General features: G+C 48.6%; 21 protein-coding genes and 3 pseudogenes. 8 read left to right on the forward strand and 16 right to left on the reverse strand.

Features of this window, described 5'->3' with window-relative positions; translation table 11 throughout:
• Window positions 1-7: 7 nt before the first annotated feature.
• The gene (locus BMI79_RS09405; protein WP_076941880.1) at window positions 8-916 is read right to left on the reverse strand and encodes a LysR family transcriptional regulator; all 909 of its coding nucleotides are present in this window, start codon (window positions 914-916) and stop codon (window positions 8-10) included.
• A gap of 389 nt (window positions 917-1,305) precedes the next feature.
• Here BMI79_RS09405 and BMI79_RS09410 point away from each other — a divergent pair, with 389 nt between their 5' ends.
• The 3 genes from BMI79_RS09410 to BMI79_RS09420 are packed head-to-tail and all read left to right on the forward strand — an operon-like array spanning window position 1,306 to window position 5,672.
• Window positions 1,306-2,796 (forward strand): aldehyde dehydrogenase, encoded by a 1,491-nt coding sequence (locus BMI79_RS09410; RefSeq protein ID WP_076941881.1) that lies wholly within the window; start codon window positions 1,306-1,308, stop codon window positions 2,794-2,796.
• 39 nt (window positions 2,797-2,835) lie between these two features.
• A complete protein-coding gene (locus BMI79_RS09415) occupies window positions 2,836-4,275 on the forward strand; it encodes an APC family permease (protein WP_076941882.1) in 1,440 nt (479 codons plus the stop codon).
• A 14-nt stretch (window positions 4,276-4,289) separates the two neighbouring features.
• A complete protein-coding gene (locus tag BMI79_RS09420; protein WP_076941883.1) occupies window positions 4,290-5,672 on the forward strand; it encodes an aspartate aminotransferase family protein in 1,383 nt (460 codons plus the stop codon).
• Window positions 5,673-5,723: 51 nt separating this feature from the next.
• Here BMI79_RS09420 and BMI79_RS24110 read toward each other — a convergent pair whose 3' ends face one another.
• Both BMI79_RS24110 and BMI79_RS23070 read right to left on the reverse strand, forming a co-directional pair.
• On the reverse strand, window positions 5,724-5,945 hold the full coding sequence (locus BMI79_RS24110; RefSeq protein ID WP_208611201.1) for a DUF6500 family protein: 222 nt from the start codon (window positions 5,943-5,945) through the stop codon (window positions 5,724-5,726).
• Window positions 5,943-6,503 (reverse strand): annotated as a pseudogene (locus tag BMI79_RS23070) (helix-turn-helix domain-containing protein); the annotation flags it as partial. The gene BMI79_RS24110 and the pseudogene BMI79_RS23070, both read right to left, overlap by 3 nt.
• 103 nt (window positions 6,504-6,606) lie before the next feature.
• On the opposite strand from BMI79_RS23070, the pseudogene BMI79_RS09435 reads away from it, so the two are divergent.
• A pseudogene (locus BMI79_RS09435) lies at window positions 6,607-6,774 on the forward strand (IS1 family transposase); the annotation flags it as partial.
• 88 nt (window positions 6,775-6,862) lie between these two features.
• On the opposite strand, the gene BMI79_RS09440 reads toward BMI79_RS09435, so the two are convergent.
• Together BMI79_RS09440 and BMI79_RS23515 are read right to left on the reverse strand one after the other, a co-directional pair.
• Entirely contained in the window at window positions 6,863-7,594 is a 732-nt protein-coding gene (locus tag BMI79_RS09440) for a LuxR C-terminal-related transcriptional regulator (RefSeq protein WP_076941886.1), read from the reverse strand.
• A 117-nt stretch (window positions 7,595-7,711) separates the two neighbouring features.
• Complete coding sequence (locus BMI79_RS23515) at window positions 7,712-8,143, reverse strand: CadC family transcriptional regulator (protein ID WP_125828761.1); 432 nt, start codon at window positions 8,141-8,143, stop codon at window positions 7,712-7,714.
• Window positions 8,144-8,641: 498 nt separating this feature from the next.
• Between BMI79_RS23515 and BMI79_RS09445 the strand changes: the two genes are divergently transcribed.
• On the forward strand, window positions 8,642-9,454 hold the full coding sequence (locus BMI79_RS09445) for a winged helix-turn-helix domain-containing protein (protein WP_076941887.1): 813 nt from the start codon (window positions 8,642-8,644) through the stop codon (window positions 9,452-9,454).
• Between the two features lie 4 nt (window positions 9,455-9,458).
• Entirely contained in the window at window positions 9,459-9,944 is a 486-nt protein-coding gene (locus BMI79_RS09450) for a FidL-like protein (RefSeq protein WP_076941888.1), read from the forward strand.
• Window positions 9,945-11,173: 1,229 nt separating this feature from the next.
• Here the strand turns inward: BMI79_RS09450 and BMI79_RS09455 are convergent.
• From BMI79_RS09455 to BMI79_RS09475, 5 genes are all read right to left on the reverse strand, one after another.
• A complete protein-coding gene (locus tag BMI79_RS09455; protein WP_095996115.1) occupies window positions 11,174-11,731 on the reverse strand; it encodes a fimbrial protein in 558 nt (185 codons plus the stop codon).
• An 11-nt stretch (window positions 11,732-11,742) separates the two neighbouring features.
• Window positions 11,743-12,729, reverse strand: a complete 987-nt coding sequence (locus BMI79_RS09460; RefSeq protein ID WP_076941890.1) for a hypothetical protein — start codon at window positions 12,727-12,729, stop codon at window positions 11,743-11,745.
• A gap of 317 nt (window positions 12,730-13,046) precedes the next feature.
• Window positions 13,047-13,796 carry a fimbrial biogenesis chaperone gene (locus BMI79_RS09465; protein ID WP_076941891.1) on the reverse strand — a complete coding sequence of 250 codons (750 nt, stop codon included), beginning with the start codon at window positions 13,794-13,796 and terminating at the stop codon, window positions 13,047-13,049.
• 128 nt (window positions 13,797-13,924) lie between these two features.
• Window positions 13,925-16,411: a fimbria/pilus outer membrane usher protein gene (locus BMI79_RS09470; RefSeq protein ID WP_076941892.1), complete on the reverse strand. Its 2,487-nt coding sequence runs from the start codon at window positions 16,409-16,411 to the stop codon at window positions 13,925-13,927.
• A gap of 238 nt (window positions 16,412-16,649) precedes the next feature.
• On the reverse strand, window positions 16,650-17,183 hold the full coding sequence (locus BMI79_RS09475; RefSeq protein WP_076941893.1) for a fimbrial protein: 534 nt from the start codon (window positions 17,181-17,183) through the stop codon (window positions 16,650-16,652).
• Between the two features lie 646 nt (window positions 17,184-17,829).
• Here BMI79_RS09475 and BMI79_RS23075 point away from each other — a divergent pair.
• Window positions 17,830-18,180 (forward strand): annotated as a pseudogene (locus tag BMI79_RS23075) (family 1 glycosylhydrolase); the annotation flags it as partial.
• Between the two features lie 10 nt (window positions 18,181-18,190).
• A complete protein-coding gene (locus tag BMI79_RS24385) occupies window positions 18,191-18,322 on the forward strand; it encodes a hypothetical protein (RefSeq protein ID WP_279626661.1) in 132 nt (43 codons plus the stop codon).
• Between the two features lie 280 nt (window positions 18,323-18,602).
• Here the strand turns inward: BMI79_RS24385 and BMI79_RS09490 are convergent, their stop codons facing one another.
• The 6 genes from BMI79_RS09490 to BMI79_RS09515 form a co-directional block, all read right to left on the reverse strand.
• The gene (locus BMI79_RS09490) at window positions 18,603-19,184 is read right to left on the reverse strand and encodes an adhesin (RefSeq protein WP_244157324.1); all 582 of its coding nucleotides are present in this window, start codon (window positions 19,182-19,184) and stop codon (window positions 18,603-18,605) included.
• 521 nt (window positions 19,185-19,705) lie between these two features.
• Entirely contained in the window at window positions 19,706-22,300 is a 2,595-nt protein-coding gene (locus BMI79_RS09495; RefSeq protein WP_244157325.1) for a fimbria/pilus outer membrane usher protein, read from the reverse strand.
• Window positions 22,301-22,373: 73 nt separating this feature from the next.
• Window positions 22,374-23,111, reverse strand: coding sequence for a fimbrial biogenesis chaperone (locus tag BMI79_RS09500; protein ID WP_076941894.1), 738 nt, complete (start codon window positions 23,109-23,111; stop codon window positions 22,374-22,376).
• Window positions 23,108-23,830 carry a fimbrial biogenesis chaperone gene (locus tag BMI79_RS09505; RefSeq protein WP_076941895.1) on the reverse strand — a complete coding sequence of 241 codons (723 nt, stop codon included), beginning with the start codon at window positions 23,828-23,830 and terminating at the stop codon, window positions 23,108-23,110. Before BMI79_RS09505 ends, BMI79_RS09500 begins: the two co-directional genes overlap by 4 nt.
• Before the next feature lie 7 nt (window positions 23,831-23,837).
• Window positions 23,838-24,392 carry a fimbrial protein gene (locus BMI79_RS09510; RefSeq protein ID WP_076941896.1) on the reverse strand — a complete coding sequence of 185 codons (555 nt, stop codon included), beginning with the start codon at window positions 24,390-24,392 and terminating at the stop codon, window positions 23,838-23,840.
• Window positions 24,367-25,092 (reverse strand): fimbrial biogenesis chaperone, encoded by a 726-nt coding sequence (locus BMI79_RS09515; protein ID WP_076941897.1) that lies wholly within the window; start codon window positions 25,090-25,092, stop codon window positions 24,367-24,369. The genes BMI79_RS09510 and BMI79_RS09515 overlap by 26 nt, the downstream gene beginning before the upstream one ends.
• Between the last annotated feature and the right edge of the window lie 22 nt (window positions 25,093-25,114).

The raw sequence follows: 25,114 nt of genomic DNA on the forward strand, positions 1-25,114 counted from the left end.
CACAGGTTCACAGCATGTCTGCCAGTTCTGTCTTGCAAAACTCGACGAAGAGCTGGGCTGGCTTGGTGAGCTGGTTGCGGGTGAGCCAAGCCACGACCAGCCCAGAGCCTTCGACCTCGTCCTGGAGTTCGATGGTCACCAGCGGCTGGCCGTCATAACTGTATTGGCCATAAGGCCGCGTGACCAGAATGGCAAAACCCAGCCCTTGGCCAACCATGCCGCGCACCATCTCTATAGACGGTGAGCTAAAGACGATATTGGGGGTTATCCCCGCCTGGGTGAATAAATTGACGAAGTAGTGACGGCTTGGCAGAACGTCCAGCAGGATCATCGGTTCAGTGGCTAGCTCAGCTAAAGACACCTGGGCGTGCTGCGCGAAGCGGTGGTCGGCTGGCAATAATACATAAGGCTTTCTTGGCTTGGCCAGAATGTCCGTTGAGATATGATGGTTCAGTTCATGATGATATAACAGCGCGACATCAAGATTCCCCGCCGTCAGGCTTTGCACTAATTCATGCTGTTCGCCATCGCGAATAATGGTTTCTACGCCGGGATAAAGCGTTTTAAAACCTCTAATCAGTTTCGGTAAAATTAATGGGGCGACCGTTTCAAAGCAGCCAATAGTGATTTGCCCGGAAACCATATCATTATCGGCTAACGCGTTTTGCTCAAACAAATGAGCCATTCTTAATAGTTTCTGTGCTTTGTTGTAAAAGCGCTCGCCTGAAGGGGTCAGTGAAACGCCTTGCGCATGGTGACGAATAAAAAGTTGCACGCCAAAGCTGTCTTCCAGGCCTTTTATCGCGGTGGAGATCGAGGGTTGCGCGATATACAGCTTACGTGACGCTTCTGCCACGCTCCGGCATTTGGCGGCGGTAACGAAGTATTTAAGCTGGCGTAAAGTGTAGTTAGCCATCGTTGACTCCTTGATTTCGTATCGGGATAAACGTAACTGACGGTTAACCATCTCCCAGGTGAATTTAGCGATCAATGTTCAAAAATCAAGCCTGATAATTTAATTAAATGTTAATTAAATGTAAAAATAAGCTTTGCAGCATAGAGTAACCGCTGTCACTTAACAGTGAGGTAGCTCAAAGAATGCGGAGCGATCCTGGCGGCCTGATTGCGCGATATATTTATCTGCCATACCTTTCCCAGCTATTTCTAACGCCATTCCTGTTGCTAAGTTTTTTTATCACCACTCACCATATTTTTACTGCTTTTCCCCAGAGCAGAAGCTCGATAGCATCAAACTCTATATTTAACATTTAATAAACACATTAATTACATAATGAGGGCGTAGGTATGTTTACTCTCAGCGGCTGGCAAGAGCGAGCGGCGCATCAACGCTTCATCAATAACGCCATCATCGATGGTCAACAGATTGCAGCGCGATCGGGCATGACGCTTGATGTGATCAACCCGGCCAACAACCAGATCCTGGCGAAAGTTGCCGCTTGCGATGAATCGGATGTCGATCTGGCGGTAGGTGCTGCGCGCCGCAGTTTCGAGCAAGGCGTATGGGCGCATCGGCCCCCCGCCGAGCGTAAAAAGGTCCTGCTGCACTTGGCTGAACTGATGCTGGCACATCGTGAAGAACTTGCCTTGCTTGATTCACTGAGTATGGGCAAACCGGTGATGGACGCCTGGAATGTGGATGTTCCCGGCGCTGCCCAGGTGTTCTCTTGGTATGCCGAAAGCCTGGATAAACTGTACGGCCAGGTTGCGCCGACGGCGCAGAACGTATTGGCGAGCGTGACCCGGGTGCCATTGGGGGTGATCGCCGCCGTGGTGCCGTGGAATTTCCCGCTGGATATGGCGGCCTGGAAACTGGCCCCGGCGCTGGCAGCAGGCAACAGCGTGGTGCTGAAGCCTGCCGAACAGTCGCCGTTTTCCGCCTTGCGCCTGGCGGAGCTGGCGCTGGAGGCGGGGCTGCCCGCCGGGGTGCTGAATGTGGTGCCTGGATTGGGCGAGCGGGCCGGTAAAGTGCTGGGGCTGCACAGGGATGTCGACTGCCTGGTGTTTACCGGCTCAACCCAGGTGGGTAAGGCTTTCATGCAGTATTCGGCGCAATCCAACCTCAAGCAGGTGTGGCTGGAATGCGGTGGTAAAAGCCCGAATCTGATCTTTGCTGATTGCCAGGATCTGGACCTGGCGGCGCAAAAAGCCGCTTTTGCCATCTTCTATAACCAGGGCGAAGTCTGCTCGGCCAACTCCCGCTTGCTGGTGCAGCGCGCCATTCATGATGAGTTTGTCGAACGCCTGATCGCTCAGGCGGCTTGCTGGCAGCCCGGCGATCCTCTCGATCCGCTCAGCCGTGCCGGGGCATTGGTGGATGCCCGCCATACCCAACGGGTGATGGGCTTTATTGAACAAGCCCGCCAGGACGGCGCGCGTCTGGTTTATGGCGGCCAGCGCCTGAGCTGCAACGGCTCCAGCAACTTCGTGCAACCGACGCTGTTCACTCAGGTTAGTGCTGATATGCGCCTGGTCCAGGAAGAGGTTTTTGGCCCGGTGCTGGCGATTTCCCCGTTTGATACGGAAGACGAGGCGATCGCGATGGCGAACGGCAGTATCTATGGCCTGGCCGCCTCGGTGTGGAGTGACGATCTCAATCGTGCCCACCGGGTTGCACAACGCCTGAACGCCGGAACGGTATCGATCAATACGGTCGATGCGCTGGATGTGACGGTGCCCTTTGGCGGCGGCAAGCAGTCTGGCTTTGGGCGTGACCTCTCTTTGCACTCTTTCGACAAATACACCCAATTGAAAACGACCTGGATTCAGCTGCGCTAGCGTGTCAATGGGTTCCCTGACCATTACGAGGGTGAGACAATGACTCAAAAAGCCAATCTATTATTGGATGCGTTCCCCAAAGCCAGTGATATCGTAGGGGCCCGGCATAAAACGCTGGGCCTGGGGGCATTACTGTCGGTTGCGATCGGGTTAGTGGTATCGCAAGGCGTGATGGTGTTGATGCTGCAGGCCGTCGGCATTGCAGGATTTGGTTTTATCATCCCGCTGGGGCTGGCTTATCTGCTGGCGCTCAGCTATGCGTTTTCGTTTTCTGAGCTGTCGCTGATGATCCCGCGCGCGGGCAGCCTGAGCAGCTATACCGAGGTGGCTATCGGCCAGTTCCCGGCGATCCTGGCGACGTTCTCCGGCTATATCGTGGTGGCGATGTTTGCGCTTTCTGCCGAACTGCTGTTGCTCGATCTGATCATCGGCAAAGTTTTCCCTTCGTCGTCATTGCCACCGCTGACGGTTGCCTTCGGCATCTTGGGCCTGTTCACCGTACTCAACCTGATGAACATCGATATTTTCGCCCGCCTGCAGTCCCTGTTGGCCGTAGTGATGCTGGTGGTATTGCTGCTGTTAGGCCTGAGCGCCATCAGCCATGAACAGGCGCAGCCCTTGACCAGCCTGTTTGCCAATAGCTCGGGGAATCCGCTCGGCTGGGGTGTGCTGACGCTGGTCGCTATGGCGATCTGGGGTTTCGTTGGGGCGGAGTTTGTCTGCCCGCTGGTGGAAGAGGCTCAGCGCCCGGAACGCGATATCCCGCGTTCGATGATCGTCGGCCTGAGCGTGATTTTTGGCACCATTATGATTTATTGCCTCGGCGCCCTGTTGATGATCCCACCCGAGGAACTGGCCACCAACGGTTTACCACACTACCTGTTTGCCACGGCGGTATTTGGTGAAACGGGCCAGATATTCCTGGTGACCGCAGTGGTTACCGCCACCTGCAGCACGCTTAACTCCTCGCTGGCCACCATTCCCCGCATGCTGAGCGGGATGGCGCAAAACGGCCAGGCGTTCCCCTGCTTTAAACGCCATAGCGCCAAAACGGGCTCCCCATGGGTTTCGGTACTGTTTGTTGCCAGCATCACCGGGCTGCCGCTGCTGTTGATGGAAAACGATTCGATCAACCTGCTGTTGAGCGCCGCCGCACTGGCCTGGCTGCTGGCTTACATCATCACTCATATCAATGTGCTGGTGCTGCGCAGGCGTTATCCCAATCAGCACCGGCCTTTCCGTACCCCTTTTTACCCGCTGCCGCAGGCGATCGGCATCGTCGGCATGCTGTATGCCATCGCGAATATTTCACCTTCAACCGAGCAAGCGATACAGATTTATAAGGTGGCGGGGGTGGTACTGGGATTGGTTTCACTGATTGCGCTGGTGTGGATCAAATTTGTGATGCGTAAACCCTTGTTCAAGCCAGAGCCGCTGGCACATACGCCGCAGCCTAACGTCGATACTCATACTATGTGAAAGGATAATCGCCAATGAATATGCAAAATCATCACAAGCGTGAAACCCGTGACTACCAGGAACTGGATGCGAGCCATCATATCCACGCGTTTCTGGATCAAAAAGTACTGAATGCGGAAGGCCCGCGGGTGATCGTGAAAGGTGAGGGGCTCTACCTGTGGGACAACGATGGCAATCGCTACCTGGATGGCATGTCGGGCCTGTGGTGCACCAATCTCGGTTATGGGCGTGAGGATTTGGTGGCTGCCGCGACTCAGCAGATGCAGCAACTGCCGTACTACAACATGTTCTTCCACACTACGCATCCAGCGGTGGTGGAGTTGTCAGAAATGCTGTTCAGCCTGCTGCCGCGCCATTACAGCCACGCTATTTATACCAATTCAGGTTCTGAAGCCAACGAAGTGCTGATCCGCACGGTACGCCGTTACTGGCAGGTGGTCGGGCAGCCGAAAAAGCGCGTCATGATTGGCCGCTGGAACGGTTATCACGGCTCTACGCTGGCCAGCTCTGCGATGGGCGGGATGAAGTTTATGCATGAAATGGGCGGCATGCTGCCGGAGATCGCTCATATTGACGAGCCTTATTGGTATGCCCATGGCGGCACTATGACCCCCGAGGAGTTTGGCCGCCGCTGTGCCTTACAGTTGGAGGAGAAAATTCTCGAACTGGGGGCTGAAAATGTCGCCGGGTTTATCGCCGAGCCTTTCCAGGGCGCGGGCGGGATGATCTTCCCGCCAGAGAGCTACTGGCCAGAGATTCAGCGTATCTGCCGTCAATATCATGTGCTTCTTTGTGCCGATGAAGTGATTGGCGGTTTTGGCCGCACCGGAGAATGGTTTGCCCATCAGCATTTCGGCTTCGAACCCGACACGCTGTCGATCGCCAAAGGGCTGACCTCGGGATATATCCCGATGGGTGGGCTGGTGCTTTCCCGCACCATTGCCGAAGCCTTGGTGGAAAAAGGCGGGGTGTTTGCGCATGGGTTGACCTACTCCGGCCACCCGGTTGCGGCCGCGGTCGCGCTGGCGAACCTTAAGGCGTTGCGCGATGAAGGGATCGTCAGCCAGGTGAAAAAGGATAGCGGGCCATACCTGCAAAAAGGGCTGCGTGAGATCTTTACCCATCACCCGCTGATCGGCGAGATCCAAGGCACCGGCATGGTGGCCGCGTTACAGTTTGCCGAAGATAAAGCCCGCCGCCAGCGTTTTAGCAACGAAAGCGATATTACCTGGCGTTGCCGAACTTATGGTTTTGAAGAGGGCGTCATTATCCGCTCCACCGTGGGGCGGATGATTATGGCGCCAGCGCTGGTGGCGAAGCACAGTGAGATCGATGAATTACTGGAGAAAACCAAACGTGCAGTGGATCGCACCGCGCGCGATCTGGGGCTGATGTAATAGCTCAATAAGCGATAAGCCGCAGAGTAGGGCGGCTTATCTTTCCTGACGTTATTCCCCCATCGATTCGACCAGTACCTTTATTTTCACCGCCTTTTCAAAATGATCCAGCTTCATTTCTTTGATCCACCAACTGGCGGCCTCCATCAGCAGTTCAGGGTCGTCATTTTTGTTGGCAAAAAAAGCGTAGAAAGAGAGCCCGACGTTATCTCCCTTCACGCTGATTTTTTCATCGCAGACCTGGATAATTTTGGTTCTTAACGCTTTTCTCATGCTGATATCCACTTCATCCTCGTAAAATACGGGATGTTCAGCGCTACACTGGGCAAGAGCCTTGGCGATAACGGCCATTTTTTCTTCTTTATGTGGATCGCGAATACGCAGTGTTGGTGCCGCTCTTCGCCAGACCAATCCCGCAGAGGGAAGCCAGCGACGTACTGTCGAAGCATGCAAGCTGCAGCCTGTTATCTCATTGGTTTTTATTGTTAGCAGCTCAGTGCTTCAACGAGAACGCTGATAACCGAAATCGCTGGGTGAATGCTTAGTCAGTTGACGTAACAGCACACAGATATGCTCAAATGGCCAGCGTCGTCCACGCCCTGGAGATAAAGATTGCAGTCCTTCCAGACCGTAAAGCGTGAACCAATTAACCCAGCGTCCCAACGATGAGCGCGCGCAGCAAAGCGTTTTGGCAACATCACTGAGCGAGTCACCACGGTGAAGCATCAGCATAGCAGTGAGTCTTCGAGCATGGTTCTTATCATCTGTTTTATGAATGGTTTTTTGCATCAGAGACCTTTCGGCATCGGATATTGGTGCTATGATCGGCATAACTCAGTCCGGTTGGTGGTTTGGGATATTCAGCGATTGATCAGATCGCTTAAATCGGACTGAGTTCCCTCTTGGTGATCTACTATTTGGAACAGCTATTTAGCCGGTTTATAAGGTCCTGTTAAGCGCAACCAGCCACGTGGTGAGCAAGAAATATACCCAAAGAATAGAACGGCATAATCTTAATCTTCGCACAAATATCAAACGACTGACCCGCAGAACAATTTGCTTTTCGAAGTCAGAGGAAATGCGCGATAAGATCATCGGTTAGTATTTTACTATTCATCACTATCAATAAATCTGCGTCACGACCAGTTTGTTTACCTATCTTCAATTGAAAAACAGTTACGGAGTAAACTCTAACCTACGCGTTGCCCAACAATAATTTCTATATACTGTAATAGCATTGCATCACTTTGCACTCCAAGTTTACGCATTGCACTACGCTTATAGTGACTCACCGTTTTCAAACTTCGAGAAGTAAACGTGCTAATTTCATGGAGACTCCTTCCTTTCAGAAAGGCACCTACAACCCTTATCTCATGACAGCTCAGGCGTGAAACATTAATTGCTGTATTGTATTCTAAACAGGGTATCTGTGACTTGATCGTACTACTGAATATGCGCTTTTCCTTACGTTGCAGTACACGTGTCAGGATATCTTTCATCTCATCTAGGCTTTCATCACAAGAAATAAGTCCATCAACGCCCATGTTAGCCAAGAAATTTAATATTCTCGTGTTCTTTATTTGAGTGATGACAATAATCTTGACATTTGGATGTAGTTCTTTAACTTTATTTAGCAAATCCAGGCCATTGAGAATGTCGTTCTGGGTGCCAAATAGCCCAGATATTACAACATCTATTTTTCTACCTGTGAAGACAGGTTTTAATTCATTGTTGTTTTGTGAGTGATTATCAATATTCAACGAAAATGGGAGCGTATTTAAAAGTTTCTCAATTCCTTGCATTACTAATGAGCAGCCATCAATAAGCACTACTCTTGTGTTTGTTCTGAGTGACATTGTCTTTTGTTTTTCAAATAAAACGCTCTCTTTCTCAATGAAAAACACACTATTATTTTTAATCATACTAATAAACCTATGCTTAACAACAGTTAAAAACTGTTTTTATAAAAAAATCACCACTGCAATGTATTTAAACTACTGAGTGAGGTGGGTTTTACTTTCAGTAAGATAAAGCGTGGCTCAACTCATTACTGTATTACTATCTGACTGTATTCTTGATGCTACAGTGGTATGATCACAGTAGATGGGTGTTACTAATTCACGGTTGACTGAAAAACCTCTACGCTCAGTTCGATAAAACAACTCTGTGCTTAAACCCACCTCAAGTAACTTTAATTTCAGATCCTTTGACACTTGCCACAAGCGATGCGAAGAGGCTTGTAGATTGTTTAACTCCCATACGTTAGACATGATCTCATCATCTACGATGTAGTCTTTTCTTGAGTTATTTAATAAATATATCAATAGGTTTGCCATCGTGGTCCTCAGTTGGGTTCTATTCAGGTTATTTTTGCTAAAGTTAATTAAAACCCTATCCTCTAAATAAAATAAAACCTCTCCACCCAGAGTATAACCACACAGTTTTAAATCTGATTTTCCGTTACGAATCATGGATTACCTCCCCCTCTCAAAGCCGAGATTAATCCTAAGTAGTCGTGAATTTTTTTACAACTCATGGCTAATAAAGATCAAACCCTCAATGCATAATTCTATTTTTTTACTAAAAATAGAATTTTTTACTAAAAATTGATATTCACTGATATTTTAAAGCCACTAAAAATTAATTTTTTGCCACTACTCCCAAACTCTTCCTTTTTATATTCCTAAATTTTTTCCTCTATTTTTAGGTTAAATACAGATAGATAACACTTAACTAAAAATAGTGCCTTGATTGTTTGCCCCTTGAGGCTATGTGACTAATTCTCCCCTCCTTAACGATTTATTGCAACTTTATACGTTTTTTATGTTATTTTATAAAATAAAAAACTGATTTTTATTAAAATTAAAGCATAAAAAAACAATTTAACAATCAATTGATATTTACTGGTCATGGTTTATAGTCAAATCAAGGCTTAGAAATCTTTTGTCATGCTTTATGAAGGGTTCCTAATGGACTATCTTATTGAACAAAAAATGCTCTACAACTCCGACGACGGCACCCTCCATTTTCTGGAGGATACGACGGAAGATATTGTAACGTTGACACCAGTATTAAGCCGCATTCTACAATTGCTAATCGACAAGCAAGGGCAACTGATAACTAAGGACGAGTTCCTGGTCAAAGTATGGGATGACTATGGTAGGTTGGGTTCGTCACATACACTAAATCAGTATCTAAGCACATTGCGAAAAATCTTCTATAAACATCTGAATGAAAAAGCAATTATCACAGTTTCCAAACAAGGGTATATGTTATCCCCCGATATTGTGATCACTAAAATTGACGTCCCTTTACAGACAACTCACGTGTCAGAAGATGAGCAAACACCCATATCAGTTGAAAAATCTATACCCATAGAAACAGAATGGCCGACAACCAAAAAATTTAAACTCAATAGCTTATTAAAATACTCTATCCTTTATGTGGCTATTATGTCTCTCGCTGTTACAGTAGGCTTATGGCTACGAGCAGATACTTACTCATTGCCAAAGATAAACGTTTTCCCTTTAGGTATGATAGGTGAATGCCCTGTACTTACCTTTTCAGATAATAAAAACGAAGCGTGGAAAAAAGAAGCAATAAAAATAGCTAACTACCATGCGAGCACCTATAACCTTACTTGTGCGGCAAATACCACTTTTTATTTTTACATTAATGAAAATGGCATCAATAAACAGAAAGGTAGTTATAGCATCTTGACAAAATGTGTACAGGCTGGTGCTTCCAGTGATGAATGTCTCACAACCAGAGTAAGTCGGTGATACTATGAAAAATAAGCAAAACCTTTACTTTGCCTGCATCTTAATTGTTTCGTTACTGCTTCTGGCATTATATGTGCTTATGCCGTCTAAAAATCAACTCGACAATAAGTTATGTATAGCCACTATTAATTACTCTCTGAAAGAAAATGAGCATGAATTTAACTACAGGATAACTCAACGCATTCGTTACACATTAAATGATAAAGGATATATTAATATTCGTGGTGTAGCGGCACTAAATGATGAACAATACGTTATTGCCAGAACGGTGAACTTCAGCTATCGAGCCGTAGACAACAACCATAACTATAGCTCTGAAATCACAAATGTGAGTAAAGCAGGACAAGACAACCTTCCTGACGCTTTGGCATCACAATATATTTCTTACCTGCTGCCTGGCAGCTCTACTTTTTTCAGAATGGAAGATATTAACAACCATTTGACATTAATAACTGCCCCTCAAGGCCCTTTGTTTATATGCAGATACTGAGAATCCGTCATACTTCAAATTACTTGGGTGTTGGCTTCCCTTGGTTACCCCAGTCACCTACTTAAGTGTAGGTGACTGGGTCTGCGTTCAGTTGCCTCCTACAAGAAGCTCGAATTATTTTGGCTAATTAAATAGTCAGAAAATTACATCACTTATTCTTAATCCATAGCGGGTAAGGGTTAACTTCTACCTCTGATTCGGCTCAGCAATTTACCGAGTGGCTATCCTCATCGTCATTGCTGATGTGGCTCAATCTCGCTGGGGAAAACGCACGGCATAAATATTAATTTATATCATTAAAACCATTAAAAAATTAAATGTGATGCTATATATTAAACAAGTCATCGAGTTAACAAAGCGACGACTGGAAGAATATACCCAATATAATTCGAGTTGTTTATAAGCGGCAGCCTAACCAATCGACAGGAACTTACTTAAGTAAGCTCCTGTCGATTATAAACCTCAATAAATTGAGCTCGCCTTGCGAGCAGCTTGAATTATTGTGGGTATACGCTGCAACCTAGAATAAGAGGTTAAGACGATCTATTTCCCAATGGAGAGACAGCTCATTTTGTCTATGGCAAATAGTATTCAAATAGAGGGTGGACATCAACCAATCAATGCAATATTCTTAAAAATTTAACTTTTGTGGATTAAAATTCTTTTTTTGATTGATTTTTTTTGATTAAATTAAAATAAATATCAAAAATGTGACATTTATCACTTTTGGTAACAAAAAAAGGCCCAATAAAAATAAAAAAAGCATCAATATATTATTCTTTTTTTTCTGAAATATAATATCATTGTTTCAATGAAAGATGCGTGATGATTTTTAGGGGGGATTGACAGCAATCAAAATACCCTTTTCAGTGGGGCCGTTTGGTGCTCGCAATGTTGCGCTTTGCTTTAGCGCTGATTCAAAAGGGGGGGTAGTGACGGGATGCATTTATACCCGTCATACTCAAGTTGCAGAATGGTTGCCCGTGTAGCATGGCCGTCGCGGCAGTGCACAGGTGGAAGGAATATCGGAAACAGCTCTCTATTGCTTGTTACTATGGCGGTGAATGGTTACAGATGTCGCAATCCTAAAATCATTCGAGTGCTGTTCAAAAAATAATGCGTTTTTGAACAGCACTCGAGATACCAGGAGCATAGACCACTAGGTGACGAGGTCGATAGAAGCGAGCCACCCAAACAACTTGAAGTATGATGGGTATAGATAAGTACAGCTATTGGTAACTGATAACAAAGTTGGCAATTGAGCTAAATTCGCCTTCGGTGATGCTGCGGTTTTTTAATGCCGACGGATGCGCTACCATGAGGGCAAGAAACTTCAGCGTATTGGTACCATTACTCAGGATTGATGCTCTGCTAGGCTTACCTAAATCGATATGAGCACCGGGGCCTTCGTGCATTATGCAAATACCAACACCATTCGCACCATTATTAACCGCTAAACAGCCTGTTAACTCACGGTCTTCAGTACCAGTAAACGTCACCGTCGCCGTTTTATAGACGTCTGTTTTGCAATTGGTTAAATTAATATGAAATAGCTTAGCAACATCATGCTCGTAACGATACAGCGATTTAATCACCACCGTACCCATATCTACAGATTGAGCGAGCGATTCGGGAGCGATATCACAGGCCCGAGCAAGAACAGTGCCATGAAACGTAATTTCCGGGTCAGGAATGGTGACCGTAGAATTGGCGGTAACAGGCATGCCAACCCCCATGGTTATGGTGCTGAAGGCAGCCAGCAGCAGTAATTTTGTCATCCTTGTCATTATCTTGCCCCTCAAAGATAGTTAACACGTAGGATCAGGGTTGTGCTAAATGGCCCTTCCACAGGGTCACCGTTAGCCCACAAAGAGGCCGTATAACTCTTATTGAGCGTACGCTTACCACTCATATCGGCAAAGAATTCTATCTGGTTGAATCTTATATCTTTAGGATAGGTATTATCTCTAAGACGCAGGGTTGCGCCGTTGCCTATATCGATGCCAGTTGCATCCACCAGCTTGGCTTGGCCATTTGCTTTCAACTCATAGCTTGCGTTAAGTTGAAAACTTAAATCACAACTGTCGTTTTTAGTGGCAACGATATTAAATTCCTTTTCAGCTACCTTACCATCGTTAGCAGACCACCCACGAATCTCGCCAAAAGCCACACCAGAGGGGGGATCGATTTGAATCGACGCAGAACAGGGAATAATCTCGATGTTATTCAACCCAGTTAAAATGTACCGATAGTTTTGATCTATCGCAGTAGTATTAATACCCTGTTCCCCATCCAACTGAAAAGCTGAAAGCTGATCGATAGTGATGGGGCCTACGGCGATATCTCCGGTTTTTTGCAGATAGACCTGAAAATTAACAGGATACGCGCGATTTTTCGGATTGTCTGGGTAAAGGTAAACATAGTTGTCGGTCTTCTCTCTATTTCGTATGATGCCCAAGTCTTTACCATCATAGATCAGACCAACGCTGATACCTGGCGGAAACGGGTCTTCGTCCAGGAATGCGTTCGGATAAAAGTAAACGAACTCGCCGTTAGGCATCGCGGGGTCTGCCCAGCAAAATGCCATGATTTGCATGGGGGGCGATGTCCATAACCGAGTCCCTATGGCGGTAGTAGTTGGGATTTTCAGTTGGCCAATAGGCTGAAAGTCTCTTGTTTTACCCGACCAAGTATTCAAGTGGCACTCCAGTGCCTGGGCGCTGAAAGACGCCCCGATACTCATCAGGAGCAAGAGAATAAATTTATAAATAAGCGATCTGGACATCAGTGACGTCTCCAAACGATTTCATCTGATTCGTCTTTTGCTGGTTCCGAACTGCAAACTGAACCACCATGAGGATATTGCCAGGAGGGCTATCTGGCTTGGGCTGCCCACGGCCAGATCGCATAGGGAAAGATGTGCTGATCCTTCAGCTTATGCGCGTATTGCTACTCCCCAGCAACGATAAAGGTAAAAACAGACCTGTCAGCCAATTGACCCAAAGCTGCAGATATTTATTTTTACGCTATGCCCGCCATACTTCAAGTTGCCCTGGTGCTGGCCGCCTACAAACCACTCGAATTATTTTGGGTATATATTCATTACTTCTTTTTGTCTGGCGCCGAATGACAGACGCTACCTTTACAAACGAAGTTCAACTCTGTATGACCGCCGTAATCATTAATATAGGTCACATAAAAACTGTTCAGATTAGCCGCACTCAGTGCCAGCGTTTGGCTTGACTTGGGGGCCAGCATGAAAGGTTCGAAGCCCTTGAGCATAACCCCCCCCTCTTTTAGCGTTTTAGGTGCAATCGAGGTCAGCGTCACGTAAAACGGCGTTGGGTTTTCAACGGTAAACCCCGTGGCGGTTTTGTTGAATACCAGCTTTTCCTGCCAGTTCTCGCCCTTGGTTAATACAATCGCTTTCGGACGATAGAACAGCTTAATCTGGCTTTGCAGCGCAAGTTGGATCACGTTGGACTTTTCGCTTTGCGGCGGTATTTCACGCAGATTGAAATAGAACAACGACTCCCGATCCTGTGGCAGAGAGTCGGCTGCAGGGGTTTTAGTGATACGTACCACGCTGCGTTCACCCGGCTCTACCCGCTGCAATGGGGGCAAAGCAACCAGCGGCCCGGTTATTTTCTGGTGCTTATCGTCCTCAATCCAGGACTGGGCCAGATAAGGTAATCTTTTATTCTGATTTTCAATGTTCAGGCTGATGGAGCCTGCATCGCTGACATAAATTGCCCGGGTACGATCCAGCGCTATCGCTGCATTCACCGTTGGGGTGGCGCTGAGCAAGGTCAGCCCCGCCACCGCCATTTTGACTAACGTATATTTATTCATGTTTCTCAACTCTCACTAAAAACGGCTGATAGGCTTTCTCGTCGTGATCAGATTTAACACGTCACGAGAATTCACAGCCCATGGCTATTGTTTGCGACAAACCGCCTATCGGCAGTTTGTCTGATAAATTAAAGCTTGCAGGGCAACAGTATCTGCTCAAGTGACTTGGCTGCCTTTGGAACAACCACCTTGCACTGATGTTTACCATCCCAGGCAACGTCTAGAGGCTCTTCTGCCTCTACACCGGTCAGGTACGTCAACCCTTCATCGCCCACCATCGCCATTTCACGACCTTTGCCATTCAATACGCTGGCTCCAAACGGTGGCGTGCTGCCATCGGCCAGTTTGATGATCGCCATCAACTTACTGCCTTTTGCTACCTCAAAGTGGCGATAACCGATAGCGCCCTCAGTCAACGTACCCTGTACCACCGGGGTGATGACTTCCACGTCATCTGCCAGCTTGTTAACATCGATACGTGTATCGGTATTGGAGTAGCTGACGACGTCAGAAATCACCGCGATGCCAAATAGGTTGGATTTGGTGCGGCCATTGTTTATATGTACTCCAGACACACCGTCGGTATCGATCATGAAACGTGTGCTGCCATCGCCGTTGTTGCTGTGCGCCGCCACACCGTGTTGGGTTGCGGTAATACCACTACGGAACGTTCCACCTATCGAGGAGAAGCTGTCCTGTTGATAAGAGGCGCTGGCGTTGAGATCACCAAAGGAGTCGTTGCGTGAATAGAAACCACGTAAGAGAGCCTTGCTATTCTGGTTAACGCCGCTGCTCACCTGCCAAGTATTACTCGGGTCGGTATAATCGTTATAGGAGGCTACATTGGTGATATCGTTATTATTTGTCTGTAATGTGTAGCCTAGGCGGCGGCGGTCACCAATAGGCATCGTAAAGTTCAGCGAGATGCTATCGTCACTTAGCCCGTTGAGCTCGGTACGGAACGCCGAGACAGAGACGGTGACGTCGCGCATCTGACCGATATCGAAAATTTTACTGGCAGAAAAACCGTAACGATCCTGCGAGCGGCTATCCCAATACGTTTGGTGCGAGTAGTTCAGATAGACGGTAATCGCCTTGCCTTTATCTTGCGCCATAAAGGTTTTACTGGCCGCGATGGTGTACTGCTCTTTTTCACGCCCAATATATAGCTCCAATTCGTTATTGTTATCACTCTCAGTTTTCTGCAAAAACTGGTTCATCGTCATAAACTTACGCTGAGAGAACCGGTAACCTGCGAAGGTGATCTGGCTGTCATACTCTTCGAAGCGTTTGGCGTAGTTCACCCGGAAAGACATACCCGAATTGGTTTCGTCAGGCAGCCTGGCGTAAGACTGCGTCATATCGACAGATAAAGCCCCAAGAATGCTGAGATCGCGACCAAGCCCTACAGACCAGGCATTATAATCACCGCCAATCAGTGCCCCGCCGTATAATGACCAGGAATTCGCGATCCCCCAGGAAAAATCAGAGGTGGTGAAGAACGGCCCCTCTAACTTACGACCAACAACAGAAGGTCTGCCCGTTGCGATATTGTAACGAATATAACCAGGGCGGGTCAGATACGGGATTGTCGCCGTATCTACCTGGAAAGTAGAGATGCTGCCATCCTGTTCTTCAACCTTGACATCCAACTGACCACGAACACCGCTGCTGAGGTTATCTATAGAAAACGGCCCTGCGGGTACCGTGGTCTCAAACAGAACTATACCGCCCTGCGATACGCTCACCTTGGCATTACTTCTGGCGATACCGCGGACCTGTGGGGCATAACCCTGCAAGTCTGGTGGCAACATACGCTCGTCACTGGCAAGGTTGGCACCCGCGAAACGGAAGCTGTCGAATATATTTGAATCGAGGAATTGTTCCCCAACTTTGAGTTTTGCCGCATGCATCGGTAATGGCAGGTAAGCGTAGATATTACTCCAGGCAAAATTACTGTCGCGCTCGTCTTCCCGCTGATTCATAGTACTCTGAAAATCAGCACGTAAACGCCATGAGTTTACGTTAGCACCTGTGGTACCAACTGCGCTGATCCTGCGGGTAGTATCCTGGGAGTTACTCGCTTTATTGATCTGGCCACTGATGCTGTAGTCCAGTAATAATCCTGGAATCCCTTTGTCCCACTGCTCTGGTGGTGTCCAGTTCGGGTCGTTATATTTCAACGAGGATTGTGGGATAGTGATCATCAGAACACCGTTTCCAATGTGAGCAGATATTTCTGCGCCAGGAATGGCGCTAATGTCCGCGCACTTATTGTCCTGCCATAAAACGACCTTTTTCGCTATTTCTTCTTTTAAGGCCATTTGTGGGATCAAATCGGGTGGCAAACACAGGGTACTCTCTTCTTTATCGGCAACGCGTAAGTATTCGATACTGCGTTGAGGCAGCATTCTCTTGTTAAATTTGATATCAAGTAAATAAGTGCCGGGCATGATGTAACCGGCGTTGCTAAAACGTGATAAATCTACCTTGGTAATGTCGCCTATATCCAGAGCACCAGCATTGAATTGAATCTCGGCAGAAACAGGGGTGCCATAAAGCAAAGACAAAATGACGATTGTACTTGTTTTCTTCCGTGTCATTAATGACGTCATAAAATTCTCACTGAAGGCAGTTCCGCGCCTAACCGCAGGCCAGTTTATTGACCTGAATGTGTGATATAGGATATTGATTGGTATAATTATAAAGAATTTACACTAAATGACTGAGTGACATAACTCACCTAAGTATGCTTTGATAATTTTTTAAAACATCCAAGACCCAGGTGAGTTATTCATTGGCTTAAAGCAATCGGAGGCGGTGATTAATAAATCCCTCCGATTGTTAATTAACTTACTGGTAAGCCAGAGTAAAGTTAGTTACAGCAGTAAAGTCACCAGGAACCACTGCAACACCAGTTTTGCTACCTTTCAGGTATGCAGCAAAGTTCAAAGCGTTGTCACCGTTCATCAGTGTGGTTGAAGCACTTGGAGTACCATCCAGCTTAACTTTAACGTTGTTGCTATCAACCAACTGAATACCCGCACCTGATGCAGTGCCTGCCAGACCCAGCAGGTCGGTATTGTTGATGTCAGTCTGACCAGTGAAAGCAATTTTCACTGTTTTCAGGGTAGCAACATCACAATCTTTCAATTCGATAGTGAAGTCTTGAGAAGCACCCACGCCTTCGCTCGCCAGAACACGGGTATTTACCTGCCCCATGTCATAAGACTGATCAACAGATTGTGGTTCAATACTGCATGGTGCATCGATGATTTCACCGAAGAATTTTACGGTACCGCTACCCTGATTACCTGGTGCAGCCTGAGCAAAAGATACTGAAGACAGCGCAATTACAGAAGCCAGCATTACTTTATTGAAGTTCATTCCTAGTATTTCCTTATTAGGGGGGGGGTTAAATCAAGCCTATAAATCGATGTTTACAGTGCTCGTTGTCCGTAACATTTTCCTTGATTTTAATAATACAAGTCCAAGTGCGAATAACACACATAGTCTCCTAATGGTTATTATCACTGTCACCAAGGAATTAATATTTATTTTTAGCATTAGTTAGCTCTTTATTTTCACTACTCCCTGTTAGGGGAAAAATGAATGAAGGAGATAACTACTTGCTGGAGTGCAGTATATAATTAAACATAACTTAAACAATTCAAAAACGATTAAGGCTACACATGCCTTTAAAGCAGAATTAAATATTTAACAAGAAAATAAAAACAGTTAAAAAAACCAATAAAGATAAAAATAAAAGCATATAACTCCAATTTACGAGCTTACCAAGCCCTCACATATTGGTAGATGAAAGTGTCTTTTTTATAAAAAAAACAGTATATAAAACCATGCGGCAAGTTCGAACTGGATTTTGTAAGTATTGAGCTAATACGGTTTACTGCACTTTATTCAGCGTCATGACTGGGCTATATTCGTCACGCTTCAATTTTTTTTGTTGTTTTATCTCTTAATATTAGTCAATTAATTTATTTTTATCCTAATTGCTCCAGCGCCGTGGTTGCGGTTGTATGACCGTTACCAGAAACCGCTGTTCCTGGTAGAAAACAGCCTGAGGGCGAAAGACGAAATCAATCCACAAGGTGAAATCGACGACGACTACCGCATCAGCTATTTGCGCGAACATATTAAAGCGATGGCGGAGGCGATCAAAGACGCTACTCCGGTGATGGGTTGTACTATTGGGGCTGTATTGATCTGGTCTCTGCCTCTACCGGGGAAATGAGCAAACGCTATGGTTTTGTCTATGTCGATCGCGATGACCAAGGCAATGGCTCGTTAGCCCGAACCCGGGAAAAAATCGTTTTATGGGTATAAGAGGGTGATTGCCAGTAACGGTTCGGATTTAAGCAGATAAAGAATGGGAATTGACCACGCTGGGCGTGGCGATAGGTTACCGCTACGATCCACAGGGTAAAGCGTCATTGGAATACCGTTACTACATCAGTTCAGCAGAGCTTGGCAAGGCACAATTTACCACTGCGGCAAGGAGTCATTAGTGTATTGAAAATCAACAGCATTGGGTGTTGGATGTCACGATGAAGGAAGATAACAGCTCGATTTATCGTGACAATCAGGGGGGTAAATTTGGCGACAGTACGTCATATAGCACTCAACATGCTGCGCTCAGAGAGAAGTAAAAAGGCCAGCCTCAGAGGTAAACAGAAGATGGCTGCTATGAACAGCGATTATCTTGAGCAAAAAAACAACGGACAACGGGCAGGCAATGCCTGGGCCGTATCGGCTACGCCCACTGCCCGTATTCACTGCTGGAACCACTCAGTTAAACGTCACCAGCATTTCCGTTGAGGCTGTGACCGCACCGCTAGGCAGGCTGCTCCCCCCAGAACACAACCGCCACGTTAACTGATTGCTGGTAGTGACGCTGCTTTGTGCTCTGTTGATACTGCCTATTTTCACGGGAGTGTTATCAAAGCGTAGGCCGTTGGTCTCAGTGCAAGCTCCACTGCCCGTTACCCCGTTGTCAATCTCCCCGGTGATATAACCCCCTCCCTGGCTTAATGCCAGCCGGGTAGGCGCTCCGCCAAACAGGCCGGTGAGAGCGCGCAACTGGACGTTGATATTGGCATCTATAAAGTTGGAACTCTGGCCACAGTTGACAATGAACGGAACGGACCTGCTGGCGAGTTCCGCATTCACCTGTGTATTACGCAATACTCCACCAAAGTTAATCGTCAATGGCGTATTAATGGTACATTCCAGCGTGCTAACACGCAGGGTTATATTCGAGGGGAGTATAACGACTGACCGATCGCCGATAGAAATAGCGGAAAAACTGGCAAAATACATTGGCGGTATCTGCGACTGACCGCTTTGCTGAGTACCATCAGCTACCATCACCCAGGTCCCTGATAGGGTAGCGATGCGGCTGCCGGCTCCTAAGTAAAATGGGTCTTGCTCCGTCATCGAAGGCGGTAGGCACCACCCATAACCAGGCGATGACGTAATATCTCCAAATGTCCCGGTACCCGACGTTTGCGGAAGGCCAATACTACCATTCATCTGTCCAGGCGGATTATTATTAGCTCGGGGATATGTGGCCGAACCGACAGCCCGGGGGACCAATCCCACACCAGGCACACCGGGCAGCGGAAACGCCAAATAGCCACCGATTGTCTGTAACTGACTGCTCTGCATGCATACACGTTGACTGTTTGAGACAGCTAACAGCCCGTATTGAAGCTGTAAAACCTCAGATACCATCCCGCCAGATAATCTATTGTTAAACGGTAATCCTTCCCACACTATCCCTTTCCCCTTACCGATGGTAATGACCTCAGCCTGAGTCGGAGCCACAATCGCCAACATTGACATTACTGCAACCAGGGCGCACTTGGTTACCGTTAACAAAAACTGTTTCATCACTGTTTGTCCTCACAACGCACGTTCAACATCCGTACCGGGTTGTTCACCGCCACCACTGCCTCCTCCATATTAAATGGCGCATGGCATTGCTGCGCGTCCCCTCTGCCCCATACCGCCAGCAGTTTCCCCTGTTCCGGCAACCCGCTCAGGTACAACTTACCCGCATCACCGACGATGCTGCTGAGGCTTTCCTTCCCTACCTGCTCCAGCGATACCATCGTGCCAAAGGGCACCGGCTTGCCATTATTCGTCAACGTAATCAACGCCTGATAACCCCTACGGGTGGCAAACTCCGCCGCCACGACGGCTCCTTTGGTCGGATACACATTCGCGCTACTCTGCGTCAGATCGACTTCATCGGGTAACGTCGAGGGATCCAAACTGATGGTATTATTCTGGTACAGCGACAGGTACGGGACTACCGCATATCCCCGGCTGTCGGTACGAACGCCGCCACTCATCACCTTCACTCCAGCGGCGCCTGGCGCACTGACCAGAGCAACCGAGTTGCCCAAGGCCTGGCTAAACGTCACCCCATGCGGGTGCACCACCAGGCCACCATTAGCGCCCATATTCACCGCACTATTGCTACTGCTGTAGCTGTAACCGGCGTTAAGCATGCCACGACTCCCCTGCCACCCCAGATTCAGGGTACTGGTATCGCCCCCGCCGCTTTCACTATTACCGTTGGTCCAGCCCTGCATCACGCTGTAAGACAAGCGATCTTCGGATGCCGTCCCACTTACCCCTGCACGTTGTTGCACAAGACCATCGCTGCTGTGAGATACCTGGTAACTGGCGTAGCTATGACTCAACGCTGGCTTGGCGCTAAACAGGCTGAACGGCACCTGCATATTGAACGAAAGCTGGCGGTTCTGCGGCCAGTCACCACCGGATTTTACTCGGTCAACACTATAGGCCAAACCGAAGCTCACACCACGCAGGCTGGAGTTATAACCTACTGACAGCGTGTTATTCGCCTCTTCTTCGTCCCAGTAATCACTACGCGCCCCCGACAGGTAGAGGGTGCCAAAATTACCCAGTTGCTGGTTAAGACGCACCTGGAAATCCGAGCGCTGTCGTGCCATTGCCCAAGGCACCTGCCCTTCACTCAACTGGTAACCCGTATTGTTGAAGTTGGCAAAGCTGTAATAATTACGCGTAGAGTAGCGATAAGCGGTGAGATCCATCGAGGTACCGGTACTGAGCAGGCTTTTGGCATAGCGCACCCGGAACGACTGGCCGTTCTGCGTCTGGTTGTAGACGTTGGCAGACGCAAACGTCACATCTGCCGATAGCGCCCCGAAGTCCCCCAGAGAAATCCCGCTCCCTGCTACCGCAGAGTTATATTGCTCCGCGATCAGCGCTCCCCCATATAACGTAATATCGTGCGGTAGACCGTAAATCAAAGTTCCTAGCGCAAAATTGGCCTCTTTAGACCCTACGGTCACTCCACCGTTATAACGCCCGGTGGTGATCTCATACTTCAAACCACCTGGGCGCAGCATTACCGGCAGAGAGGAGAAAGCCTGAGTCGACGTGCGCACGCTGCCATCGGCTTCGGTAATGGTCACCGTCAGTTGCCCCCCTTGCCCTGTCTGGTACAGGTCGTTAATGCGAAACGGCCCTGGTGCAACAAAAGTTTGGTACACCACATTGCCGTTTTGGCTGATGGTCACCCGGGCATTACTCTGCGCAATCCCGGTGATGACCGGCGCAAACCCACGTAAGCTAATCGGTAGCATATCCTCGCTGGAACTCAGCTTTACGCCGCGAAACGGAATACTGTCAAAGACGTCACTGCCGGTATTGCTTTCCCCGGCCAAAATATCAGAACGCCAAGCCTGGATATCACGCTGCAGATAGGTGTTAGAGAACCGGGTATCATGATATCGCTGCTGGTCACCATATCCACCGCTGTTCTCATTACGGGTGTAGACCATATCGCTGCGCAAACGCCAGGCCTGCCAGTTCAAGCCGCTATTTAGCCGCAAGAACAAATTGGTTTGTTCACTGGCAGGGAGCCCCGCTTGCCCTTGTTGGCGGCTGCGGCCACCATTGAGAGTATAATTAAGTAAAAAAGCGCTTATCCCCTGCTCCCACAGCGCAGGGTCCACCGCACCGTTAGCGTCTGGCTTCATGGCAGCCTGGGGGATGCTGAGCTCAAGGCGCTGCTGCTGAAAATCCATCTTCACTTGTGCTTCAGGGATCAGCGCGGCCAGATCGCTAACCGGCTGGTCTGTCGGCAACCCGGAAAAAGCAGACAGGGCAGCAGTATTTACCCCTACCTCCGCCAAAAAAGCAGGGGTTAGCTGTGGATAGACCTTGCCATTCTCACCCTGAGCGAAAACGATGTTGTGCTGCCCGCGATCGCCCAGGTTCACCAACAGGGTCACTAGGTAGGTGCCTGGGGGGATTTGCCCTGAGGTTTCAAAAGCACTCAGATCCATCACTGTGGCACGGTTCCCTGTCAGCGACAGCAGCGCCGGGTCAAAGTAATCGCGTCCCCACGCCGGTGTAACGCCAGTAATTAACAGACTTCCCATAAATATTGGGGAAAGCACCATTACAATGCGGTGAATATTCATCATTTTCTTATCCATTCGAAAACACTCGCCATTCCTTCTCCCTTGATCGTTATTGGAACGGATTGCAAGGAGAGACTCATAAATTCTGCTCGGCAACCGGGGTATGCCAGCCATCTTCATCAATCAACTGCCAGGTGACTTTGCCGGCTGTTGTCTGCGGGAGTGTGTAAGCCTGCTTGCCAAAAGGTGGCACCATCAAGCGCAAAGCCGGTTTGCCCAAGGCTACGCCGCCTACCGCAAGGCGGGAAAAGGTGAGCCAGTAAGGCGTCGGGTTGCTGGCGGTTAGTTGGTTCCCCTGACGGCTAAAGGTCAGTTTCGGTGCCACATCCGCCACGGCTCTTTTGGCCAATCCTTGCGGGCGGTAAAACAGCTTCATGTTACTGACCACGGTCATGACTACTTGCTCACCTGTGTCTTGCTGTGTAGGCAAGGCCTTCATGGAGATAAAGAATACCGACTCGCGATCGGTGGGCAATGGCGTGTCATCACGGCGGATACGCAGGGTTAATTCACCATTCGCTTCCAGACGCGCCAGTGGCGGAGTGACAATAAACGGCATCTCTGGCGTTCCTTGCCAGGCAAGATCCACATCCCCGCTAGTCGGATCAACAGGGCGTAGCCACGCCTGCATAAGATAGGGAGCCGGGCTTTTGTTATACGCCGTCAGCGTCACGCCCTGTTTGTCGTTTTCAGTGTAAATAACCCGCAAGACATAAAAGGCAATCCCTGAAGACCTATTGCTTTCGGCATAGGTCTGACCGATACCGGTGAGCAGCAGGCACAGGGCAATCAGGGGGTAAATCAGGCGTTTCATCTGGTCGTCTCCTGTGGAACGCTAAGTGTCTGTTGGCACGATTGAGATAACACGCCATAGTCGGTTATGGTCTTCCAACTGAGCTGATCTCCTAACCCTTTCACGGTAATAATGTGGCTATCCTGCGGGGCTACCATTGACTGTGTTGGCTCTAGCACAGCATTACGTCCGTTAAACGTCAGTTCCCCCAGGGTTTGGAAGTAGGGTGTGGGGTTTGAAACCCGAACTCCCTGTGCCACACGATTAAAAATCAGCTGGCAGGGCACGCTATCGGCAGATGGCGACAACCCTTCCGGGCGATAAAACAGCTTCACCAAAAAGCGCACCCCAACGGATAATCGGTCGGATCCGACCATCGGTTCACTCTGTGATGGGACCACGGCGACAGAGAGATAAAACAGTGACTCTCGGTCGTTGGGCAGCTTGGCATCCGGCGGTAATATGCGCAGCAGTTGGCGGCTATTACCCTTGAGCAAAGACAACGGCGGCGTAACGATAAACGGTGCTGGGGTTATATCCTCAAGACTATTTTGCACTTGAGCTTGCAACAGATAGCTACGGCTGTCGGTATTTTTGGCTGCAACGGTTTGGCCTTTATCGCCCGCAGAAAAGATCACCCTGGTTTGCTCAAGGCTGACGCCGCCACCATTATTTTGCGCCAGCGCCACTGAGCTGACGGTCAGCAAACCGCAAATCAATACAACCGAACTCTGTGTCATTGCAACCTCACTGATACGCAAAGTCGAACATCAGGGTTGCCGTCACCTCACCAGAACCGATCTCGGCACACCCCGTAGTCCCCCCGCAACTTGCCCCCGCATAGAAGGTCAGTTCCTGATCTGCCGGTATTTGGCCGGTGTTAGCCACTTGAATAATGGTTCCATCTTTGATTTCGCTCTGGCTGTAATCCGGCACTGTATCGCTCTGTATCACCATAATCCCTATCCCTGCCGCCGAGCCAGCATTACGAAACAACCATTTATTGTCTTGGGTTACACCATTGCCGAACACGCTCACCTGCGGGGTAAACAAACCGCTGCCGGTACAATTCCGGATAAACAGGGTAAAAGGTTTCGGGGCAAGAAGCCGACCAGGTGTAAACTGTAACGGGGAGACAGTCCCCAATGGCAGAATGCTTCTGTCCAAGCTAAGCGCACAAGTACCGTTGGTCAGCATCGCAGAGAAATTGATCGTTTCAGCCTGTGCTGGTGCGGCCAACACAACACTCCACGTCAACGCCAGAACCGAGGCGGCCTTACGGTAACACTGCATTAAACGCATCAATGCCTCCGGTATCGTTAATCGTTCGCCACTGCACCTGGCTACCTTTCGCTAACGGTGATTTAACCGACCAGGTATGGCTGCCAAACGGTGCAAGCATCAGTGCAGCAGGCGTGTCCAATGCCAGTTTTTGTCCCCCGACCGTAAGCCCGGCCAGATTGATAAAATAGGGGGATGGATTGCTCACCTTCACGCCTGCAGCCTCACGCGTAAATACCAGCCCTTTCTGAGCGGGAGCCGATGAGCCGCTAAGGCTGGCCGGTCGGTAGAACAACTTGATAATGCTGCCCACGCCAAAACGCACTTGGGCCTGTACATCTTTACTTAACTGGCTGGCATCGGTTTTGGCACTGGAAGGTATTGCAGTGGCATGGAAGTAAAAAACCGATTCTCGATCGCCAGGAAGTGGTGTTCCGGTGAAAGCAACGCGTAATTGGTTAACGCTATTAGGCTCGAGGCGGAACAGCGGTGGTGTCACAACGAACGGGGTCGATGTCTGCATATCCTGCTTGCCGCTGATAGCCACCTGCACCAAATAAGGCTGCTGGCTCAACGTATTGCGTACTGCAACGCTAATGCTGGTGGCACCTTCAGGGTAAATCAGGCGAGTCGCATTAATACCAAACCCTTCTGCCTTGCCCAACAAAGGGGTACAAAGCAGGGTGACAACCAGAGAAAACAGTGAAATGAAACGCGTCATACTTCGACTCCTGAAAAGACGG

It is taken from the genome of Serratia oryzae, assembly GCF_001976145.1.
Taxonomy (GTDB): domain Bacteria; phylum Pseudomonadota; class Gammaproteobacteria; order Enterobacterales; family Enterobacteriaceae; genus Chania; species Chania oryzae.

Bases quoted from the DNA above. Each gene is read 5' to 3' on its own strand.
- BMI79_RS09405 (WP_076941880.1), bottom strand. From the start codon at position 916: ATGGCTAACTACACTTTACGCCAGCTTAAATACTTCGTTACCGCCGCC.
- BMI79_RS09410 (WP_076941881.1), top strand. From the start codon at position 1,306: ATGTTTACTCTCAGCGGCTGGCAAGAGCGAGCGGCGCATCAACGCTTC.
- BMI79_RS09415 (WP_076941882.1), top strand. From the start codon at position 2,836: ATGACTCAAAAAGCCAATCTATTATTGGATGCGTTCCCCAAAGCCAGT.
- BMI79_RS09420 (WP_076941883.1), top strand. From the start codon at position 4,290: ATGAATATGCAAAATCATCACAAGCGTGAAACCCGTGACTACCAGGAA.
- BMI79_RS24110 (WP_208611201.1), bottom strand. From the start codon at position 5,945: ATGAGAAAAGCGTTAAGAACCAAAATTATCCAGGTCTGCGATGAAAAA.
- BMI79_RS09440 (WP_076941886.1), bottom strand. From the start codon at position 7,594: ATGATTAAAAATAATAGTGTGTTTTTCATTGAGAAAGAGAGCGTTTTA.
- BMI79_RS23515 (WP_125828761.1), bottom strand. From the start codon at position 8,143: ATGATTCGTAACGGAAAATCAGATTTAAAACTGTGTGGTTATACTCTG.
- BMI79_RS09445 (WP_076941887.1), top strand. From the start codon at position 8,642: ATGGACTATCTTATTGAACAAAAAATGCTCTACAACTCCGACGACGGC.
- BMI79_RS09450 (WP_076941888.1), top strand. From the start codon at position 9,459: ATGAAAAATAAGCAAAACCTTTACTTTGCCTGCATCTTAATTGTTTCG.
- BMI79_RS09455 (WP_095996115.1), bottom strand. From the start codon at position 11,731: ATGACAAGGATGACAAAATTACTGCTGCTGGCTGCCTTCAGCACCATA.
- BMI79_RS09460 (WP_076941890.1), bottom strand. From the start codon at position 12,729: ATGTCCAGATCGCTTATTTATAAATTTATTCTCTTGCTCCTGATGAGT.
- BMI79_RS09465 (WP_076941891.1), bottom strand. From the start codon at position 13,796: ATGAATAAATATACGTTAGTCAAAATGGCGGTGGCGGGGCTGACCTTG.
- BMI79_RS09470 (WP_076941892.1), bottom strand. From the start codon at position 16,411: ATGACGTCATTAATGACACGGAAGAAAACAAGTACAATCGTCATTTTG.
- BMI79_RS09475 (WP_076941893.1), bottom strand. From the start codon at position 17,183: ATGAACTTCAATAAAGTAATGCTGGCTTCTGTAATTGCGCTGTCTTCA.
- BMI79_RS09495 (WP_244157325.1), bottom strand. From the start codon at position 22,300: ATGATGAATATTCACCGCATTGTAATGGTGCTTTCCCCAATATTTATG.
- BMI79_RS09500 (WP_076941894.1), bottom strand. From the start codon at position 23,111: ATGAAACGCCTGATTTACCCCCTGATTGCCCTGTGCCTGCTGCTCACC.
- BMI79_RS09505 (WP_076941895.1), bottom strand. From the start codon at position 23,830: ATGACACAGAGTTCGGTTGTATTGATTTGCGGTTTGCTGACCGTCAGC.
- BMI79_RS09510 (WP_076941896.1), bottom strand. From the start codon at position 24,392: ATGCGTTTAATGCAGTGTTACCGTAAGGCCGCCTCGGTTCTGGCGTTG.
- BMI79_RS09515 (WP_076941897.1), bottom strand. From the start codon at position 25,092: ATGACGCGTTTCATTTCACTGTTTTCTCTGGTTGTCACCCTGCTTTGT.